At 68.2% G+C, this 19,107-nt stretch carries 14 protein-coding genes and 1 pseudogene; 7 read left to right on the top strand and 8 right to left on the bottom strand.

Translation table 11 applies throughout. From position 1 onward, the window contains the following. The first annotated feature begins 8 nt into the window (after positions 1-8). From HRC28_RS07470 to HRC28_RS07455, 4 genes and pseudogenes are all read left to right on the top strand, one after another. Positions 9-1,286 carry a 2-oxo acid dehydrogenase subunit E2 gene (locus tag HRC28_RS07470; protein ID WP_202033263.1) on the top strand — a complete coding sequence of 426 codons (1,278 nt, stop codon included), beginning with the start codon at positions 9-11 and terminating at the stop codon, positions 1,284-1,286. A 31-nt stretch (positions 1,287-1,317) separates the two neighbouring features. Then, entirely contained in the window at positions 1,318-4,686 is a 3,369-nt protein-coding gene (locus HRC28_RS07465) for a pyruvate carboxylase (protein WP_182379498.1), read from the top strand. A 195-nt stretch (positions 4,687-4,881) separates the two neighbouring features. Further along, entirely contained in the window at positions 4,882-6,414 is a 1,533-nt protein-coding gene (locus tag HRC28_RS07460) for an adenylate/guanylate cyclase domain-containing protein (protein ID WP_182379497.1), read from the top strand. 139 nt (positions 6,415-6,553) lie between these two features. After that, positions 6,554-6,736, top strand: a pseudogene (locus HRC28_RS07455) (IS481 family transposase); the annotation flags it as partial. Positions 6,737-6,985: 249 nt separating this feature from the next. Here the strand turns inward: HRC28_RS07455 and HRC28_RS07450 are convergent. The 4 genes from HRC28_RS07450 to HRC28_RS07435 are packed head-to-tail and all read right to left on the bottom strand — an operon-like array spanning position 6,986 to position 11,213. Further along, entirely contained in the window at positions 6,986-8,056 is a 1,071-nt protein-coding gene (locus HRC28_RS07450) for an LLM class F420-dependent oxidoreductase (protein ID WP_182379495.1), read from the bottom strand. Next, positions 8,053-9,249 (bottom strand): acyl-CoA dehydrogenase family protein, encoded by a 1,197-nt coding sequence (locus HRC28_RS07445; RefSeq protein WP_182379494.1) that lies wholly within the window; start codon positions 9,247-9,249, stop codon positions 8,053-8,055. The genes HRC28_RS07450 and HRC28_RS07445 overlap by 4 nt, the downstream gene beginning before the upstream one ends. Beyond that, positions 9,246-10,010 carry a 3-hydroxyacyl-CoA dehydrogenase gene (locus tag HRC28_RS07440; RefSeq protein WP_182379493.1) on the bottom strand — a complete coding sequence of 255 codons (765 nt, stop codon included), beginning with the start codon at positions 10,008-10,010 and terminating at the stop codon, positions 9,246-9,248. The genes HRC28_RS07445 and HRC28_RS07440 overlap by 4 nt, the downstream gene beginning before the upstream one ends. 9 nt (positions 10,011-10,019) lie before the next feature. Then, the gene (locus HRC28_RS07435) at positions 10,020-11,213 is read right to left on the bottom strand and encodes a thiolase family protein (RefSeq protein ID WP_182379492.1); all 1,194 of its coding nucleotides are present in this window, start codon (positions 11,211-11,213) and stop codon (positions 10,020-10,022) included. A 106-nt stretch (positions 11,214-11,319) separates the two neighbouring features. On the opposite strand from HRC28_RS07435, the gene HRC28_RS07430 reads away from it, so the two are divergent. Next, positions 11,320-11,961, top strand: coding sequence for a TetR/AcrR family transcriptional regulator (locus HRC28_RS07430; RefSeq protein WP_182379491.1), 642 nt, complete (start codon positions 11,320-11,322; stop codon positions 11,959-11,961). Here the strand turns inward: HRC28_RS07430 and HRC28_RS07425 are convergent. Next, a complete protein-coding gene (locus tag HRC28_RS07425; RefSeq protein WP_182379490.1) occupies positions 11,927-12,535 on the bottom strand; it encodes a TetR/AcrR family transcriptional regulator in 609 nt (202 codons plus the stop codon). The two genes, HRC28_RS07430 and HRC28_RS07425, sit on opposite strands and share 35 nt — an antisense overlap. A gap of 75 nt (positions 12,536-12,610) precedes the next feature. On the opposite strand from HRC28_RS07425, the gene HRC28_RS07420 reads away from it, so the two are divergent. Beyond that, positions 12,611-13,834, top strand: a complete 1,224-nt coding sequence (locus HRC28_RS07420) for an acyl-CoA dehydrogenase family protein (protein WP_182379489.1) — start codon at positions 12,611-12,613, stop codon at positions 13,832-13,834. 3 nt (positions 13,835-13,837) lie between these two features. On the opposite strand, the gene HRC28_RS07415 is transcribed toward HRC28_RS07420, so the two are convergent. From HRC28_RS07415 to HRC28_RS07405, 3 genes are read right to left on the bottom strand one after another with little or no spacing between them, the layout of a single operon-like run. Next, positions 13,838-15,100 carry a DUF445 domain-containing protein gene (locus HRC28_RS07415; RefSeq protein ID WP_182379488.1) on the bottom strand — a complete coding sequence of 421 codons (1,263 nt, stop codon included), beginning with the start codon at positions 15,098-15,100 and terminating at the stop codon, positions 13,838-13,840. Then, a complete protein-coding gene (locus HRC28_RS07410; protein ID WP_182379487.1) occupies positions 15,097-15,747 on the bottom strand; it encodes a hypothetical protein in 651 nt (216 codons plus the stop codon). The genes HRC28_RS07415 and HRC28_RS07410 overlap by 4 nt, the downstream gene beginning before the upstream one ends. Positions 15,748-15,750: 3 nt before the next feature. After that, the gene (locus HRC28_RS07405) at positions 15,751-17,103 is read right to left on the bottom strand and encodes a wax ester/triacylglycerol synthase family O-acyltransferase (RefSeq protein WP_182379486.1); all 1,353 of its coding nucleotides are present in this window, start codon (positions 17,101-17,103) and stop codon (positions 15,751-15,753) included. A 250-nt stretch (positions 17,104-17,353) separates the two neighbouring features. Between HRC28_RS07405 and HRC28_RS07400 the strand changes: the two genes are divergently transcribed. Beyond that, positions 17,354-19,057, top strand: coding sequence for an NAD(P)/FAD-dependent oxidoreductase (locus HRC28_RS07400; RefSeq protein WP_182379485.1), 1,704 nt, complete (start codon positions 17,354-17,356; stop codon positions 19,055-19,057). Positions 19,058-19,107: the final 50 nt, after the last annotated feature.

Genomic DNA, 19,107 nt, shown 5'->3' with positions numbered 1-19,107 from the left:
ACAGACTGATGGCTGGAACGATGGAGAGCACCGTGGAGATTCGCGTACCCGACATCGGCGACTTCGCCGACGTACCCGTCATCGAGATCCTGGTCAGCGCCGGCAGCGTGGTCCGGGCCGAGGATCCGCTGATCGCGCTGGAAACCGACAAGGCCACGATGGAGGTGCCGTCCCCGATCAGCGGCACGATCGTGTCGATGTCGGTGCAGGTCGGTGACACCGTCAGCAAGGGCACCGTGATCGCGATCGCCACGACGGCTCCGCTGGTCGAGGAGGCCGCCGAGCCGGCTGCCGCTCCTGAGGAACCCGTCCCTGCTCCCACACCGGCGGCGCCCCCGGCCCCTGAGCCGTCCGCACCGACACCCGCCGCGGAAATCCCGACACCTCCTTCAAGCAACACATTGCGCGCCACTCCCCTCGTCCGCCGCCTGGCCCGAGAACTCGAGGTCGATCTCGTCGCGGTCGCCGGCACCGGTCCGCAGGAGCGGGTGACCAAGCAGGACCTGCTCACCCACTACGGGCGATCGATCGCGCCCGCGGGCGCCACCGGCACCAGTGGCATCCCGCCCATTCCGGAGATCGACTTCTCGAAGTTCGGGCCGATCCGGAAGGTGCCGGTCTCGCGGATCAAGAAGCTGTCCGGTGCCCACCTGCACCGTTCGTGGCTCAACGTCCCGCACGTGACCCACAACGACGAGGCCGACATCACCGAGCTCGACGCCTTCCGCAAGGAGCTGGACGCCACCGCGAAGTCCGAGGGCTACCGGGTCACGTTGCTGAGCTTCCTGCTCAAGGCCGCGGCCGCAACGCTGCGGAAGTACCCAGAGGTCAACAGCTCCCTGGCCGGCGACGAGCTCGTGCTCAAGGACTACGTCCACCTCGGCGTCGCAGTCGACACCCCCGACGGCCTCGTCGTGCCCGTCGTGCGCGACGTCGACCGCAAGGGCGTGCTGGAAGTCAGCCGCGAGCTCGGCGAGCTGTCGGCCCGAGCCCGCGAAGGCAAGCTCACCGCCACCGACATGCAGGGCGCGACCTTCACCATCAGCAGCCTCGGTGGCATCGGCGGCACTGCCTTCACACCCATCGTCAATGCCCCCGAAGTGGCTATCCTCGGAGTCGTACGCTCGGCAATGGCGCCGGTTTGGAACGGCGAGACCTTCGTCCCCCGGCTGATGCTCCCGCTGTGCCTGTCCTACGACCACCGCGTCATCGACGGCGCCCTGGCCGCACGCTTCACCGCCCACCTCGCCCACCTGGCCGCCGACGTACGACGACTCGCACTCTGAGGTTTGTCGACTGACCCCCGCAGGAGTTCCGATGTTCAGCAAGGTGCTGGTCGCCAATCGTGGCGAGATCGCGATCCGGGCCTTCCGGGCAGCGAACGAGATCGGCGCCCGCACGGTGGCCGTGTTTCCGCACGAGGACCGGTGGAGCGAGCACCGGTTGCGGGCGGACGAGGCGTACGAGATCGGGGAACGCGGTCACCCGGTCCGGGCGTACCTGGATCCCGAGGCGATCGTCGCGGCTGCGGTCGCGTGCGGTGCCGACGCGGTCTATCCCGGCTACGGATTCCTGTCGGAGAACCCCGCCCTGGCCGAGGCATGCACCGCGGCGGGGATCACGTTCGTCGGGCCTCCGTCGTCGGTGCTGGAACTGACCGGCAACAAGGCCCGGGCGATCGAAGCTGCCCGGGCGGCGGGTGTACCCACGCTGAGGAGCGTCGACCCCTCGACCGACGTGGAGGCCCTGGTCGCGGCTGCCGAGGCGATCCCGGCACCATTGTTCGTGAAGGCCGTCGCCGGCGGTGGCGGGCGCGGCATGCGCCGGGTCGACGACCGGGACCAGTTGCGCGAGGCCATCGAGACCTGCATGCGCGAGGCCGACGGTGCGTTCGGCGACCCGACGGTCTTCATCGAGCAGGCGGTCGTCGACCCGCGCCACATCGAGGTCCAGATCCTCGCCGACGCCACCGGCGAGGTGATCCACCTCTTCGAGCGGGACTGCTCGGTCCAGCGCCGCCACCAGAAGGTCGTCGAGATCGCCCCGGCACCGAACCTGGATCCCGAGCTCCGGGACCGGATGTGCGCCGACGCCGTCCGTTTCGCCCGCGAGATCGGCTACACCTGCGCGGGCACGGTCGAGTTCCTGCTGGACCGCGAGGGCAACTACGTCTTCATCGAGATGAACCCCCGCATCCAGGTCGAGCACACGGTGACCGAGGAGGTCACCGACGTCGACCTGGTCCAGTCGCAGCTGCGGATCGCTGCCGGCGAGACGCTCGCCGACCTCGGCCTCGCGCAGGACACCATCCGCCTGCGGGGTGCGGCCCTGCAGTGCCGGATCACGACGGAAGATCCCGCCAACGGGTTCCGCCCCGACACCGGGAAGATCACGACCTACCGATCGCCGGGCGGTCCGGGCGTCCGCCTCGACGGCGGTACGACGTACACCGGTGCCGAGGTCTCGGCGCACTTCGACTCGATGCTCGCCAAACTCACCTGCCGTGGTCGTACCTTCGACAAGGCTGTGGAGAAGGCGCAGCGGGCGCTGGCGGAATTCAAGATCAGCGGGGTCTCCACCAACATCGCCTTCCTGGAGGCGGTGTTGCGCGACCCGGACTTCGAGGCCGGGCGGGTCACGACGTCCTTCATCGAGACGCACCCGTGGTTGCTCGCCACGAGGTCCTCGGGTGATCACGGCAGCAAGTTGCTGGCGTTCCTCGCCGACGTCACCGTCAACCAGCCCAACGGCCCGGCCCGGGTGAGTGTGGACCCCGCGTCGAAGCTGCCGGTCCTGGACACCACTGTCCCGGTGCCCGATGGTTCGCGTCAGCAGCTGCTCGCCGTCGGGCCGGAGCAGTTCGCCCGCGACCTGCGCGTCCGCACGGGTGTCGCCGTCACCGACACCACCTTCCGCGACGCCCACCAGTCGCTGCTCGCGACCAGGGTCCGCACCATCGACCTGCTCGGCGTGGCCGACCACGTCGCCCGGCTCACCCCCGAGCTGTGGTCACTGGAGTGCTGGGGCGGGGCGACGTACGACGTCGCGCTGCGCTTCCTCGCCGAGGACCCATGGGAGCGGCTGGCCTCCCTGCGCGCTGCGGTGCCGAACATCTGCCTGCAGATGCTGCTCCGTGGCCGCAACACGGTCGGCTACACGCCGTACCCGGAGGCCGTCACTCAGGCCTTCGTGCAGGAGGCCGCCGAGACCGGCATCGACGTGTTCCGGATCTTCGACGCCCTCAACGACGTCGACCAGATGCGGCCCGCGATCGAGGCCGTCCGCGCGACCGGAACCACGGTCGCGGAGGTCGCGCTCTGCTACACCGGCGACCTCTCCTCACCCGACGAGAAGCTCTACACGCTCGACTACTACCTGCGCCTGGCCGAGCAGATCGTCGACGCCGGCGCACACGTGCTGGCGATCAAGGACATGGCCGGCCTGCTGCGCGCCCCGGCTGCCCGGACCCTGGTCACCGCACTGCGCGACCGGTTCGACCTGCCGGTGCACCTGCACACCCACGACACACCCGGTGGCCAGCTCGCCACCCTGCTCGCGGCGATCGATGCCGGGGTCGACGCGGTCGATGCCGCGTGCGCTTCCATGTCGGGCACCACCTCGCAGCCCGCGCTGGTCGCGACCACCGACCACTCGGACCGTGAGACCGGTCTGTCCCTGGCGAACGTGAACGCCCTCGAGCCCTACTGGGAGGCGACGCGTCGCCTCTACGCACCGTTCGAGTCCGGCCTGCCGTCGCCCACCGGGCGCGTCTACACCCACGAGATCCCCGGTGGTCAGCTCTCCAACCTGCGCCAACAGGCCATCGCACTGGGCCTCGGTGAGAAGTTCGAACAGGTCGAGGACATGTACGCCGCCGCGAACCGGATCCTCGGCAACGTCCCGAAGGTCACCCCGTCGTCCAAGGTCATCGGCGACCTCGCACTGCACCTGGTCGCCGTCGGCGCCAGCCCCGAGGCGTTCGAGGAGGATCCCGGGAAGTTCGACATCCCCGATTCAGTCATCGGGTTCCTCTCCGGGGAACTCGGCGACCCGCCCGGAGGCTGGCCCGAACCGTTCCGCACCAAGGCACTGGCCGGACGCACCTGGCAGGCCACCGAGCCGACTCTCACGTTCCAGCAGCAGGACGCGCTCGCCACCGACCGTCGTCGTACCCTCAACCAGCTGCTGTTCCCCGCGCCCACGAAGGCCTTCGACGACGTTCGGCAGACGTACGGCGACGTGTCCGTGGTGCCCACCCGCGACTACCTCTACGGCCTCACCCAGGGCGAGGAACACGAGGTCGCGCTCGCCGAGGGCGTGAAACTGCTCCTCGGTCTCGAGGCGATCGGCGAGCCCGACGAACGCGGCTACCGCACCGTCATGTGCACCATCAACGGCCAACTCCGACCGATGTCGGTGCGCGACCGCTCGGTCGCTGCCGAGGTCGCCAGCGCAGAGAAGGCCGATCCCACCAAGCCCGGCCACGTCGCCGCCCCCTTCCAGGGCGCGGTCACACCTGTCGTCGCGGCCGGTGACACCGTCGCGGCCGGCGACGTCGTCGCCACCATCGAAGCCATGAAGATGGAGGCCTCGATCACCGCACCGGTCGCGGGAACCGTGAAGAGACTGGCCTTCTCCGACACCCAACCCGTCGACGGCGGCGATCTGGTCATGGAGCTCGACTGACACCCGACGAACTCGCCAACGCCGAGCCGAGCCGGGTCAGGCGATGGCGATGGCGATGGCGATGGCGATGGCGATGCACCTCGACCGGTTGGGTGCCATGATTTCCACCTTTGAGTGTACGACCGTACACTCAAACCATGGTGGGATACGTCGCGATCGCACCGTGTTCCGGCTCGCGATGAACACGGTTCGCCCATGACGCGGCGAAGGCGGATGGGGCGAGTCGGTGCGTGGTGGCTGCGCGCGGCCACGGTCTCCAGCATCGTGGTCATCAACATTGGCGGCGCGTGCGCCATCTTGCCGATCGCGTCGTTCGTCGTACCGCTCCCGACGATTCGGCACGAAGATGCCGTGAAGATCGCGAACCTCTGGCTCACGGTCGGCTACGTGACCGTCGCCATCGCCTTCGGTGTGTGGCGAGGACTCTCGCTGAACCGCAAGTCGATGCGCTGGTTCTACGAGCACCGGGAACCGACGGACGCCGAGCGTCGGGCCGTCCTCACACTCCCCCAGCGTGTCTTCCGCATCCAGGGCAGCCTGTGGCTGATCGCAGCCCTCGTCTTCGCTGCGTTCAACGCGCGCTACGACATCACGCTCGGCGTGCTCGTCGGAATCAGCGTCTCGATGGCGGGGATGCTCACCAGCTCGCTGAGCTATCTGGTGACCGAACGACTCACGCGGCCCTTCGCCCGCCGGGCCCTCGCCAGCGGAGTGCCCCGCCGCGTGGGGATGCGCGTCGGCGCACGCACCTTCCTCGCCTGGCTGCTGGGTTCGGGCACGCTCATCCTCGGCATGTGCCTGTCCGCCATCACCGCGCTCGGCCTGAGCGGGACCACCACCGTCGAGCAGCTGGCCGTGACTGTGCTGGTTCTCGGCGGCATCGCGTTCGTCCTGGGAGGCTTCACCATCTGGATGGCCGCCAAGGCCAGTTCGGACCCCATCAAGGCGCTCCGCAAGGCGGTGTACGCCGTACAGCGAGGACACCTGTCGACGGAGGTTCCGATCTACGACGGCACCGAGGTCGGCGTCCTCCAGGCAGGCTTCAACGAGATGGTGCACGGGCTACGCGAACGGGAGCAGATCCGCGACCTGTTCGGCCGACACGTCGGACCCGACGTCGCCAGGGCTGCCCTCGAGAACGGCGTCCGGCTCGGCGGCGAGGTCCGCAACGTCGGTGCCCTCTTCGTCGACATCATCGGATCGACGACGATGGCGACCAACCGCCCACCCGAAGAGGTCGTCGCGCTGCTCAACCAGTTCTTCGCCGTGGTGATCGACGTGGTGCACACCCATGGCGGCCTCATCAACAAGTTCGAGGGCGACGCCGCCCTGGCGGTCTGGGGAGCGCCTACCCCCGCGGAAGGCCTTGAACAGTCTCTGCTGACAGCCGCGCGAGTGATGGGCGAGCGACTTCGCGCCGAGGTCCCCGAACTGCGGGCGGGCATCGGCGTGTCCGCCGGCCCTGCGGTGGCCGGGAATGTCGGCGCGGCCGAACGCTACGAATACACCGTCATCGGCGACCCGATCAACGAGGCAGCCCGACTGACCGACCTCGCCAAGGACGTGCCCTTGCTCGTGCTCGCGCGAGGCGACCTACTCGACGCGGCCGGAGACGAGGCTGCGTACTGGACGCAACTCGAGCCCGTCGTCGTGCGCGGCCGCACCGAACCCACGCCGATCGCCACACCCACCTCGGGCGACGAGCGCAAACCTGGCCACCACACGTGAGCCGAGACTGATTGCCCCGCCCCCAGTTCATGATCTCCGACTTTCGGTGGTCCGTGGACTCCGGTTCGTGCCGCCACCCGACCGAATCGAACACCAGCGCGCCGACGGTGAATGTCTGTTTCCGCCGCGCCGGACGATGCACCACCTCGGCGTCGGCTACGCCCACCAAGGACTACAGATCCTCGCCATCGCCGACGACACCACCGTGACCGTCATCCAGTTCACCACCGGCGAAATCCTGTCCACCCACCACGTCGAGCCCGACAAGAACTACTGGCGCAACACGCAAAGAGCCCCCGGCCGATGGCCGGGAGCTCTCTGACTTGTCACTCTTGTCGCGACTCAGGTGTCACCTATGTCTCGACTCATCACATGGTGGAGCTGAGGGGATTCGAACCCCTGACCTTCTCATTGCGAATGGCTTCCTCGGCCTTCGCGCGCGGGATTCACGCCTAGAACTGGCGCAAATCAACGCATGGAACCGCACAGATTGCGCCCGCGGGGTACGCCGGGGGTAAGCGTTCCGACAGGATCCCGGTGCCGCCAACGGCAAGAACGGTCTCTGGCGTGATCATTCAACTGACGCCGACATGCGCTGCTCAGCGAGCAGACCGGCAAGCCGACTGACGTGCTCGACCCGGTCGGCCGGCGTCGCTGCCATCGGGTTGACCAGCAACGTCCTCACCCCGGCGTCGTGGAACTCCGCGAGCTGGCGACGCAGCGAGTCCTCGTCACCCATCAAGGTCACGGCCTCCACCAGATCCTGCGGTACGGCGGCCGCAGCCCCGGCCTTGTCACCGGAGAGGTAGAGGTCCTGGATGTCCTTCGCCTCGTCCTCGTAGCCATAGCGGCAGGCGAGCTGGTTGTAGAAGTTCTTGTCGCGCGCTCCCATGCCGCCGATGTAGAGCGCCAACTGGTTGCGCACCGTGGCAACGACCTCGGGCGGTGGCTCGCCGACGTGGAAGCTGACCTGGAGCTGGATGTCGAGCTCACCGAGGGCGGGGTCGCGCCTCGCGAAGCCGGCAGCCAGGGACTCGCCCCATGCCTGCTGAGCCTTGAGCGGGTGGAAGAACAGCGGCTGCCAGCCCTGGGAGATCTCCGCTACCAGCTCGACGTTCTTCAAGCCCAGTGCGGCAATCGACACCGGGATGTCCGCGCGCAGCGGGTGGTTGATCAGCTTGAGCGGCTTGCCCAGACCCGAACCACCGTGCTCCTTGGTCAGCGGCATCCGGTAGTACTTGCCGTCGTGGTCGAGCGGCTCGCGGCGCCAGACCTGGCGGCAGATCTCGACCGCTTCGCGGGTCCGGCCGAGCGGGGCGTCGTACTTGATCCCGTGGAAGCCCTCCACGACCTGGGGACCGCTGGCACCGAGGCCCAAGGTGAACCGTCCGCCCGAGACGAAGTCGAGCCCTGCCGCGGTCATCGCGGTCAGAGCGGGCGTGCGCGAGTAGACCTGCAGGATGGCCGACATCAACTCGACCTTGTCGGTCTTCGCTGCCACGTAGCCGAGCTGGCTGACGGCGTCGAAGGAGTAGGCCTCCGGAATCGCCACCATCTCCAGGCCGACCTGCTCGTAGGCCTGGATGAGTTCGACGCTCTCGTCGAAGCTGCCGGTGTAGTCGATGATCATGCCCAGCTTCATCGGCCGGCCTCCTTCGGGTAGCGGCCGGCGATGTCGCGGCCGATGATTTCCTTCATGATCTGGCTGGTACCGCCGTAGATCGTCTGAACCCGGGAGTCCCGGAAGGCGCGGGCGATCGGGTACTCGTTCATGTAGCCGTAGCCACCGAACAACTGCAGGCAGCGGCTCGTGACCCGGACCTGCATCTCGGTCGCCCAGAGCTTCGCCTTGGATGCCTCCGCAGCGGTGAGCGTGCCTTCGGTGAGCGCGAGCGCAGCGTTCTGGACGTAGGCGCGGGTGATCTCGACCTCGGTCTCCAGATCAGCCAACTCGAACCGGGTGGCCTGCTGGTCGCCGATCCGCTTGCCGAACGCCGTGCGCTCGAAGACGTAGTCCTGGGTCCACTTCACGGCAGCCTCCGACGCGGCCAACGCCTGGACAGCCAGGGAAAGTCGCTCCTTGGGCAGGCGCTGCATCAGGTAGATCAGACCTTCGCCGATCTCACCGAGCACATTCTCCGGACCCACCCGCACGTCCTCGAAGACGAGCTCGGCGGTGTCCTGCCCGGGGATGCCGACCTTGTCGAGCTTGCGGCCGCGCGAGAAGCCCGGGTCGGCGCGCTCGACGACGAACAGGCTGAACCCACGTGAGCCGGCATCAGGGTCGGTGCGTGCAAAGACGATGACCAGGTCGGCATTGATGCCGTTGGTGATGAACGTCTTGGCACCGTTGAGGATCCAGCCATCGCCGTCACGGACGGCCGTCGAGCGGATCCCCTGCAGGTCACTGCCTGCGCCGGGCTCAGTCATGGCGATCGCGAGGACGAGCTCGCCCGACACCGCGCCCGGGAGCCAGCGCTGCTTCTGTTCCTCGGTGCACAGGTCGACCAGGTAGGGCAGCACGATGTCGTCCTGCAGCCGCAGGCTGAGGAGGTACGACGTCGCGCCCACCGCCGAGAGCTCCTCGGCCACGATCATGGGGAACCGGAAGTCCGACACTCCCCCGCCGCCGTACTGCTCCGGGACGGCGAGGCCCAGGATGCCGTTCTTGCCGGCGGCCTGCCACGCACTGCGCGGGACGAGGCGGGCTTCTTCCCACTCGAGGTAGTGCGGCTCGACTTCACGCCGGACGAACTCCCGCACCGAAGCCCGGTAGTCGTCGTGGTCGACGTCGTAGAACCCGCTGCGCAAGTTGAGTGAGTGGGCGACGCTCATCGCGGAGCCATCCGGATGGCGCCGTCGAGACGGATGGTCTCGCCGTTGAGCATCGGGTTCTCGACCACGTGGGCGGCCAGGGCGCCGTACTCCTTGGGGTCGCCGAGACGCGAGGGGTGCGGGACCTGCTGGCCAAGCGACTTCCGCGCTTCCTCGGGCAGCGAGGCGAGCAGCGGGGTGTCGAACAGGCCCGGCGCGATCGTGACCACACGGATGCCGATCGTCGACAGGTCACGGGCGATCGGCAACGTCATGCCGACCACGCCACCCTTCGATGCGGCGTAGGCGGCCTGGCCGATCTGGCCGTCGAAGGCCGCGACGGAAGCCGTGTTGATGATGACGCCCCGCTCTTCGCCCTGCAGGTCGAGGCCCGCAATGTGCGCGGCGGCGAGGCGGATGACATTGAAGCTGCCGATCAGGTTGATCTCGATGATCCGCTGGAACTTGTCGTAGGGGTAAGGGGTGTTGCCCTTCCCGACGGTCTTGATCGCATCACCAGTGCCGGCGCAGTTCACGACCACACGCAGCTCGCCGAGTTCGGAGGCAGCGGCGATCGCGGCCAGCACGTCGTCCTCGCTTCGCACGTCGCCGGGAACGAAGCGGACGGCGTCGCCGAGCTCCTTCGCGGCGATCTCACCCGGACCACCGGGCAGGTCGAGGATGACGGCCTTGCCGCCCTTGGCGAGCAGGGCTTCGACGGTGGCGCGGCCCAGACCTGAAGCGCCACCGGTGACGAGGGCGACGTTGTTGTTGATCTGCATGGTGAGTCCTCAGATTCGTTCGATGATGGTGGCGTTGGCCATGCCCTGGGCCTCGCACATGGTCTGGATGCCGTAGCGGCCGCCGGTCGCCTCGAGGTGGTTGACCAGCGTCGCGAGCAGGCGGGTGCCGGACGAGCCGAGCGCATGGCCCAGGGCGATCGCACCGCCGCGGGGGTTGAGCTTCGCCGGGTCGGCGCCGAGGTCGTGCGCCCAGGCGAGCGGCACGGACGCAAAGGCCTCGTTGACCTCGTAGGCGTCGATGTCATCGATACTCAGACCGGCCTTGGCGAGCGCCTTCTGCGTGGCCGCGATGGGCCCGGTGAGCATCATGAGCGGGTCGGAACCCACGACGGCGTACGACACGAAGCGGGCGCGCGGGGTGAGGCCGAGCTTGCTGGCCATCTCCTCGCTCATGATCAGCGCAGCCGAGGCACCGTCGGTGAAGGGCGAGGAGTTGCCCGGGTGGATCGCCCATTCGACGTCGGGGAACCGGGCGGCGTACTCATCAGAGCGGAACGCCGGCTTGAGGCCACCTAGGCCCTCGGCCGTCGTGGTCGCACGCACGGTCTCGTCGACCTTGTGCTCGACGGCGTTGCCCTCGGCATCGGTCACCGTGATCGGCACGATCTCCTTGTCGAAGAAGCCCGAGGCGATCGCCTCAGCCGCACGGCGGTGCGAAGTGGCGGAGTACTCATCCAGCGCCGCACGGTCGAACTTCCAGTCGCGGGCTACGAGCTCGGCCGACACCCCCTGGTTGACCAGACCGTCGGGGTAGCGCGCGGCCACCTCGGGACCGAAGGTGTCCTTGCCCTGCGTGGTGCTGCCCATCGGGACCCGGCTCATCGACTCGACGCCCGCAGCAATCACGATGTCGTAGGCACCCGCGGCCACACCCTGCGCGGCGAAGTGGACCGCCTGCTGGCTGGACCCGCACGCTCGGTCGATCGTCGTCGCCGGCACCGACTCAGGGAACCCGGCACCGAGGACCGCAGTCCGCCCGATGTTGAGCGCCTGCTCGCCACCCTGCATGACGCAACCGGTGATCACATCGTCCACGAGGGCGGGGTCGAGGCCATTGCGCTCGACGATCGCCTTCAGGACGTGGACCAGCATCGAGGTCGGATGGGTGCCGGAGAGGGCACCGCCCATCTTGCCCTTGCCGGATGCGAGACGGACGACGTCGACGATGACGGGAGTGGGCACGCGGACCTCCATAAGTTATGTTCTGATTAACCAGTCAGTCTTGACTGGTTAATGCACTGTAGCCTGTCGCCGCTGCGATGTCATCCACGAGAAGGGACCAGCACCGATGCCCGGTACGTCGTCCCCGGAACGCGCGTCCGGCAAGCGCCCGCCGATCAAGCGCGCCGTGCAGTCCCGCACGGTTGACGTCCAGCGCCGGATCCTTGACGCAGCCGTCGAGGTCCTCCTCGAAGACGGGTACGGCGGCGCGACGACCCTGCGCATCCAGGAGCAGGCCGGCGTCACGCGCGGTCGGTTGCTGCACCACTTCCCGTCCCGCGACACCCTCCTGACCGCGGCCGCACACCACCTGGCGAGCGCGCGCGTCGCCGAGATGGGCGCAGACCAGATCTGGCCGGCGGACCCCGCCGAACGGATCGACGCCGCCATCGAGGCGATGGCTCTGACGTTCACCCAGGGCTACTTCTGGGCCGCCACCGAACTGTGGATCGCGGCGCGCCACAACGATGACCTCCGGGCAGCGCTACTGCCGGGCGAGCGCGATCTGGCTCGAGTGATCCGCCCCGGACTGGACGCGTTCTTCGGGCCGGACCTCACCACTCACGCGGACTTCGATGACCTGCGCGAGATCCTGTTCACGAGCCTGCGCGGCATGGCGTTGACCACGGCATTCGATCCCCGCGAGGAGCCGACCCGACGCCACATCGAACGGCTCAAGAAGCTGGCGCGCTCGGTCCTGCTGGACTGACGAGAACGATCAGCGTCTCGACCACGGCCGCCCTGTCGGGCGTGGCCGCGGGGGAGGTGGTCGACGTGCTGTTGAGTGCGCCCACGACGAGGTCCCGCAGGACCCGGAGATCCACGTCGTCGCGTACGACGCCGTCGACCTGACCGCGGGCGAGCACGTCGAGCCAGACCTTGCCGAACCTGCGTTCGTGCCGGACATGGTCGGCACGCAGGTGCGCCGGGATGGTCTCGACCATCCGGACCACCGACGACGCCCTGTCGTCACTGGCATGCAGTGCATCGAGGTGGCCGCGCAGTGCCGCCCGCAGGCGGTCGACAGGCAAGGCGTCAGCGGGAACGTTCGCCATGGCCGCCGCCAGGGCCTCCCGCGCCGAGTCCACTCCGTCCCGCAGAACGGCCGCAACGAGGTCGTCCTTCGTCGCGAAATGGAAGGCCAGGCTGCCCACCTTCAGGTCGGCGGCGTCAGCAATCCGCCGCAGGCTCGCGCCGCCGTACCCGTGCAGTGCGAACTCGTGCGCCGCCGCAGCCAGGATCCGCTGGCGGGTGCGCTCGGCCTTGGTCTCGGAAACGGTCACACCCAAACCCTAGCGAATCTGACGCATGTCCGATTATGCTGGAATCGTACAGTTGTCCGATTTCAAGGAGTCTTCATGAGCGTCGCCCGCACCCAGGACCGCATGTCGCACGACGTGTGGCTGCCTGAGGAGACCCGGAAGGTGCGGACCCAGGTCCGGAACGCCGTCGCCCGACACCTCGCCCCGGTCGCTCGCGAAATCGGCGAACGTGAGGAATCGCGCGACAGCTTCGCCTGGCCCGCGTTCCGCGGCCTTGCGTCCGAAGGGGTCTTCGCGCTCCCCTTCGAGAAGCCGTACGGCCCCGGCCTCGAGTTCCCGATGCTGGCAACCTGCACCGCCGCCGAGGAGATCGCCTACGAGTCCTCCTCCATCGCCGGCGTGTACGACGGCCAGTGCATCCTCGTACCCCAGACGCTCACGGTCGCGACTCCCGAGGTGCGTGCCCAGTTGATCCCTGAACTGGTGTCCGGCGAGACGGCGTTCGCGTTCGCCACCACCGAGCCCGCGACCAGTTCCGACCTCACCGCCGAGCGCCTCGGCACCGTCGCCATCGAGGCCGATGGCGGCTGGATCGTCAACGGCCGCAAGCGCTGGATCACCAACAGTGTGGTCGCCGGCTGGGTCTCGATGCTCGTGCGCGACGGACATGACGGCAACCGCGCCACGATGCTGTTGATCGACCTGACGGCGCCCGGCGTGCGGATCGGGGAGCCGGACCTGAAGATGGGCCACCGCGGCCAGATCACCGCGGACATCGTGCTCGAGGACGTCTTCGTGCCACGGACGCACGTGCTCGGCGAACCGGGGCGCGGCATGGGCGTCGCGCTCTCCGCACTGGTCCGCGGCCGCATCGGCATCGGCGCCGCCGGTGTCGGCGTGGCCCAGGCCGCCCTCGACCTTGCCGTCCATCGGCTGCAGACCCGCGAGGTCTTCGGCAAGCCCCTGGGCGCGATGCAGCACTGGCAGTTCACCCTCGCCCAGCGCGCGACCGAGCTCGAATGCGCCCGCAGCCTCTACCAGAAGGCGGCGTACCTGCTGGACACCGGCGACGCCACCGCCGAACCCGAGGCCGCCATGGCCAAGGCCTACGGCACGAAGCTCGCCGTCGACATGGTCCGCGACGCGATCCAGATCCACGGCGCGCTCGGCTTTGCCCGCAAGGTCTCCGAGAGCGGAGAGTCGGTGCGCCTCGAGGAGATGTACCGCGACTCCAAGATCCTCGAGATCTTCGAGGGTGCCAACGAGCTCCAGCAGTGGATCGTCGCCCGACGCCTGATCGGGCGCGACATCACCGGCTGAAGATCACGCCCCACCAAGGTGGGTGACGAGTTCAACCTGGAGCTCGCCGACCAGGAACCCGAGCAGCGCCCCGACACTGATCATCAGCCACTCGTCATCCTTGAAGATCGGGCGCATGATGCCCTCGAACTGCTCGGTCGTCAGTTGCGCCATCTTCTCGGCCAACACGTTCTCGACATCGAGCACCCGGGCGGCGTAGTCCTCGACCTCGGGCATCTCGGGCAACAGGGTCAGCACCCGTCGTACGACGGTGGCCTTCATCTGGTCGTAGCGCTCGGTGCCGATCCCGACGGCCACCAGTGACTTGGCCGGACCGAGGGATCGCGCCACCACGTCGTCGACTTCGCGCTGGACCATCACGAACAACCGGTCAGCGCCGGGACCTGTCAACACGGACTCCAGGAGAGCGGCCGGCTGGAACAGGTCGGCAGCCATGATGCGTGCATAGTCGCGAGTGATCTGGTCGCGGCTGGCATGCAGGACGCCGTGCATCCGCTTCCCGAGGATCCGGCGCGGTTCGCTCGGCCGGAACAGCAGGGTGAGCGCGATCCAGTCACTGAGGAAACCGGTGATCAGGCCGAAGATGGGCATGATCCAGACGTTGTGCCAGTAGGCCCAGGCCACCGTCTGGACCAGGCCGATCCCGAATCCGAAGATCACCCCGGTACGCCGCAGGAACAGCATCGAACTGCCGGCGGTCTGGCGCATCATGTCGTTGAGGCGGTGCTTGTGCTGCACCAGCGTGGTGACGGTGAGGTAGTGCAGGTCGATGAACTGGTCGACGTCGCCGCGGATCTCCGCAATCAGTCGGTCGACGATCCCGGGCGCCTGTTGCTGGACCCGGGCGCGCACCAGGCGGCGAACCGGGTCGGGCAGGGCATCCCAGCCGCCGGGCGTGATCTGGTCGACGACCTCCCGGGCGACCTCGTCCACTGCGCGCGCCAGCGGCACGCGGAGTTCGTTCACCGCATCGGCGCCGTCGAACCGCGCAAGCAGGTCCTCGGCGCGCAACAGGTTCTCGGTGAGCAGGCGGATGGTGACGGCAGCGACCTTGCCGGCCCTCCGCGGCACCAGCCCCTGCCACCCGAACGGCCCGATGCCGACGAACTTCATCGGCCGGTAGAGCATCTCGATCGCAACGATCTTGGTGACGTACCCGATCAGCGCCGCGATCAGCGGCATCGACGCGTAGATGTACCAGTACTCGGCAACGTCCGCGCGGATCTCGGGCCAGGTCTGGACCGCCGCAATCAGGTGCGCTCTCACCCCGACCGCTCCACGGCCCGCGGCGCAACCTGCCGAGCAGCCCACAGTTCCCGGCCGAGCTCGGACAGCTCGAGCCCACCCCTGCGGATCCGGGGTCCCAGCGGACCGCGACCGGCGGCCCGGATCGCGTCGAGGACGTCGGGCTCGGCGAGGAGCACCTCGTACTCCTGACCGCGGTTCTCCCGCTCAGGGGTTGCTGCCACCAGGCCGCTGGCGAGCAGTCGGGTCACATAGGTCGGCGTACGACGGACCAAGGCGATGCCGGCCTGTCGACCGATCAGCGAAGCGTTGCGCAGGCCCAGGTGTTCTTCGCCGTCACGGCGTGCTTCGACATGGACCAGCGGACTCCACTCGCGTGCAGCGAGGGCCGCGATGATCCTGGCTTCGTCAGGGACCAGGCCCCGGACCAACGCGTCGAGCAGGGCGTCCTCCGCCTCGGCGGTCGACTGGCTCAGCGCCTGATCCAGCAGTACGCCGAGCCGGCGCGCCGACGCTCGTACCGGCGCAACCCTCCCCAACTCAGCCGCGACGGGGCGCGCCGAGACGCCGAGGAGTCGTCGACTCCCCTCGCCCGCGAAGTTCGCGGTCGCGCGGAGCAGAGCCGTGGAGGCATCAACCAGCGGGCGCAGGTCATCGGCGGCGGCCATCGGTCACCCCGCGACGGCCTTCTCCAGTGCCTCCAGGGCACCGTCGAGGTGGATCAGCATCCGCTGGAGGTGCGGCAGCGCCTTGCGGTCTCCCACGATGCCGAAGGTCATCTGGTTGTCGTAGCGGGTCAAGGTGATGTTCATGGCCTGCGCCTCGGAGATCATCGAGACCGGGTAGATGTCGGTCATTTGAGCACCGTTGTAGTAGAGCGGCTGATTGGGAGCCGGCACGTTCGAGATGATCAGGTTGAACGGATGCCGCGGCAGCGCCGTGATGCCGGTCAGCGACGACACGATCGCGCCGCCCATGATCAGCTTGCTGACCGCGAGGACCTCGGCCGCCGACATCTTCGCGAAGCGTTCCTTCGCTGCTCGGGTCTGCGCGCGGATCGAGTCGACGCGCGCGACGGGGTCTTCGTGGTTGGTGCCCAGGTCGCAGAGCATCGCGCCGAACGCGTTCCCCTCGCCGTCGGCGAAACCGTCACCCTCGCGGCGCACGGACACCGGCACCATCGCAATCAGCGAGCGGTCCGGAAGGCCGCCGATCTCGTCGAGATAGGACCGGAGGGCACCGCCGGCCATGGCCAGCCCGACGTCGTTGACGGTGCCGCCGACGGCGTTCGCCACGGCCTTCAGGCGCTCGAGCGGCCACTGGTCACCTGCGAAGCGGCGGGCTCCGCCGACCTTGACGTTCAACGGCGACGGCGGTGCCTCGAACGGGATCGTCGCACTCTCGTCGCGCCCCATCTCGATCAGCGAGCGCACAGCGGTCGCTCCGCGCAGGACCGGCGCGAGACTCACGCCGCCGCTGGCGATCTGGGGCCGACGCGGCCTTGCCGGCCCAGCAGCCCAGGGAGGCAGGCAGCCACGGGCATCAGGATCGGGCGTCAGCGCGCCCAGGACGTGCTTGGCCAGCGACATCCCGTCAGCGATCGCGTGATGGGTCTTGAACGCCGTGGCGAAGCGGCCACCCTCGAGGCCCTCGAAGACGTGGAACTCCCACAGCGGGCGTCGGCGGTCCAACTGCACCCCGTGCTGCACGGACACCGCTTCGAGCAGTTCGCGCACCCGACCGTGGCCGGGGAGGGCAGAGTGCCGCACATGGTGGTCGAGTTCGACGGGTTCGTCGTCGATCCAGCGCAGCGTGGAGGGCGAGATCAACCGCCGAGCCGGGCGCCGCGTGAACACCGGCTTCAGGTTGTCACTGGCGAGCAGTTGCTGGAAGTAGCTGCTCACCCACTCCTGCGGGTCCGCGTCGACCGGAGGCCGGTAGAGCTGGAGCGTGATGACCTGCGCCGGGCGACCTGCCGCCTCGCCCAGCAGGAACATGGCATCACCCAGGGCGATGTTGTTCATTCGATGACCTCCGGCGTACCCCATGACGAGGGACCCCCGCCCTCGCTCGCCTTTGAATCTAACTTAGAAAATCTGACCCGGCAAGGTGTTCCCGGACACCACAGGACGCACCCTCGCAGCCCTTGACGAACGGGGTCCTCCGGGGTTCAAATTCTAGAGAGTCATAAATTCGAGGTGGCGGTTTCCGCAATCTTTCTCTAATCTAGAATAGAAAATACGATCCACCCTCCCTGCACCGAGGAAGCCCGACATGCCGCAGACCGATCAGACCCCCCGCGAGGCCGACGTCGTTGTCGTCGGCTCCGGCCACAACGGCCTCGTCGCCGCCGCCTACCTGGCCAAGGCCGGACTCGACGTCCTCGTCGTCGAAGCCTCGCCCACTGCCGGCGGCATGACGTCGACGAACCCGTTCCCCGAGGCACCGGAATACATGATGAACGAGGCCTCGATCCAGGCCTCGCTGTTCCGGACCACCACGATCGACCGCGACCTCGAGCTCTCCTCGCGCTACGGCCTGCGCCAGACGGTGATCGACCCGGCCCACTTCCAGCTCGCCGCCGACGGCTCCTCGCTGGGCCTGTGGCGCGACCCGCGCAAGACCGCCGCCGAACTCGAGTACTTCTCCAAGAAGGACGCCCGGGCCCTGCTCGAGCTCTACGAAGTCATCGACGCGGCCGTGGAGCTCGGCCTGCCCATGATGCAGACCAGCCCCACCAAGCCCGAGATCACGAAGGTCCTGAAGTCCGCCAAGGGCCTGGTGAAGAACCGCAAGCAGATGGCGGCACTGGGCCGCTGGATGACCTCCTCACAGGCCGAGGCCATCGAGGAGTCCTTCGAGCACGACATGATCCGGGCTCCCCTGCTCACCTCACTGCCCTTCATGCCGTTCGACGCCGACCTGTCAGGCTGGTCGCTGATCTACCTCGGTGTGCTGAGCAAGTACGGCGTCGCGATGTTCCATGGCGGCACCGGCTCGCTGCCCAAGGCACTCATCAAGGTGATCCGCGACAACGGCGGCGACGTGATCACGTCCTCCCCCGTCGAGGAGATCCTCGTGACCAACAACCGCGCGGTCGGCGTCCGGATCGCCGGCGGCGTCGAGATCAAGGCCAAGCGCGCCGTCCTGACCGCCTGCAGCCCCAAGACCACGCTGACGCGACTGCTTCCGCGTGGCGTCCTCGCCCCCAAGATCCAGAACGCCGCGGACCACATCCCCACCAAGAAGCGCGGCATCTCCGACCTCAAGGTCAACGTCGCCCTGTCCGGCAAGATCGACATGAGCAAGCACGAGAAGTGGCGCGGCGACGGCATCGACCTGCGGATCGCCTGCAACTGCTACCACACCTACGAGCAGGCCCTGGCCGCTGCGCGCGCGTGCGTGCGAGGCCAGGTCCCCGACGCCATCCCCGGCCTCGCGCAGGTCACCAACGCCTTCGACCCCTCCATGTCCCCCGAAGGCAAGGACCTCTTCTGGTTCTGGTCCGGCCTCGCGCCCTCGATCCCCGAGGACGGCTGGGACGTGGCTCGCAAGCAGATCACCGACTCCGTCATCCGCGACGCCGACGAGTACTACAAGGGCGTCGACGAGATGCAGGTCGCCGTACGACCGCTGGTCATGCCCGACATCGAGGAGAGGTTCTGGGCCATCGACGGCTCGGTCTACCACGTCGACCCCACCCTGAGCCGCTTCGGACCGAACAAGCCCGTCGCCGGCCTGGCGGGCTACAAGACCCCCGTCGACGGTCTCTTCCTCACCGGGTCCGGCACCCACCCTGTCGCCGGCATCAGCGGCATGCCCGGCCAGAACGCAGCGCGCACCATGCTCAAGCAGTTCGGCATGGAGGACAAGGGCGGCCGGATCGGCCAACTCAAGTCCAAGCTCGCCCAGGACCGTCGTACCAGCAAGGGCGACGACTACACCTCCGGCCAGAACGACCCCTTCCCGGGCCGCTGAGGACCCGTCGAGCGCGCTGGCCCGCCCTCGACCACAACCGGCCCGGCGCT

Source organism: Nocardioides sp. WS12, from assembly GCF_014108865.1.
GTDB lineage: Bacteria > Actinomycetota > Actinomycetes > Propionibacteriales > Nocardioidaceae > Nocardioides.
This window is presented reverse-complemented; position numbering and strand designations above follow the sequence as displayed.

Coding starts and splice junctions, on each gene's coding strand:
- HRC28_RS07445 (WP_182379494.1), bottom strand. CDS start 9,249: ATGAGCGTCGCCCACTCACTCAACTTGCGCAGCGGGTTCTACGACGTC.
- HRC28_RS07465 (WP_182379498.1), top strand. CDS start 1,318: ATGTTCAGCAAGGTGCTGGTCGCCAATCGTGGCGAGATCGCGATCCGG.
- HRC28_RS07440 (WP_182379493.1), bottom strand. CDS start 10,010: ATGCAGATCAACAACAACGTCGCCCTCGTCACCGGTGGCGCTTCAGGT.
- HRC28_RS07460 (WP_182379497.1), top strand. CDS start 4,882: ATGACGCGGCGAAGGCGGATGGGGCGAGTCGGTGCGTGGTGGCTGCGC.
- HRC28_RS07400 (WP_182379485.1), top strand. CDS start 17,354: ATGCCGCAGACCGATCAGACCCCCCGCGAGGCCGACGTCGTTGTCGTC.
- HRC28_RS07430 (WP_182379491.1), top strand. CDS start 11,320: ATGCCCGGTACGTCGTCCCCGGAACGCGCGTCCGGCAAGCGCCCGCCG.
- HRC28_RS07450 (WP_182379495.1), bottom strand. CDS start 8,056: ATGAAGCTGGGCATGATCATCGACTACACCGGCAGCTTCGACGAGAGC.
- HRC28_RS07410 (WP_182379487.1), bottom strand. CDS start 15,747: ATGGCCGCCGCCGATGACCTGCGCCCGCTGGTTGATGCCTCCACGGCT.
- HRC28_RS07420 (WP_182379489.1), top strand. CDS start 12,611: ATGAGCGTCGCCCGCACCCAGGACCGCATGTCGCACGACGTGTGGCTG.
- HRC28_RS07405 (WP_182379486.1), bottom strand. CDS start 17,103: ATGAACAACATCGCCCTGGGTGATGCCATGTTCCTGCTGGGCGAGGCG.
- HRC28_RS07470 (WP_202033263.1), top strand. CDS start 9: ATGGCTGGAACGATGGAGAGCACCGTGGAGATTCGCGTACCCGACATC.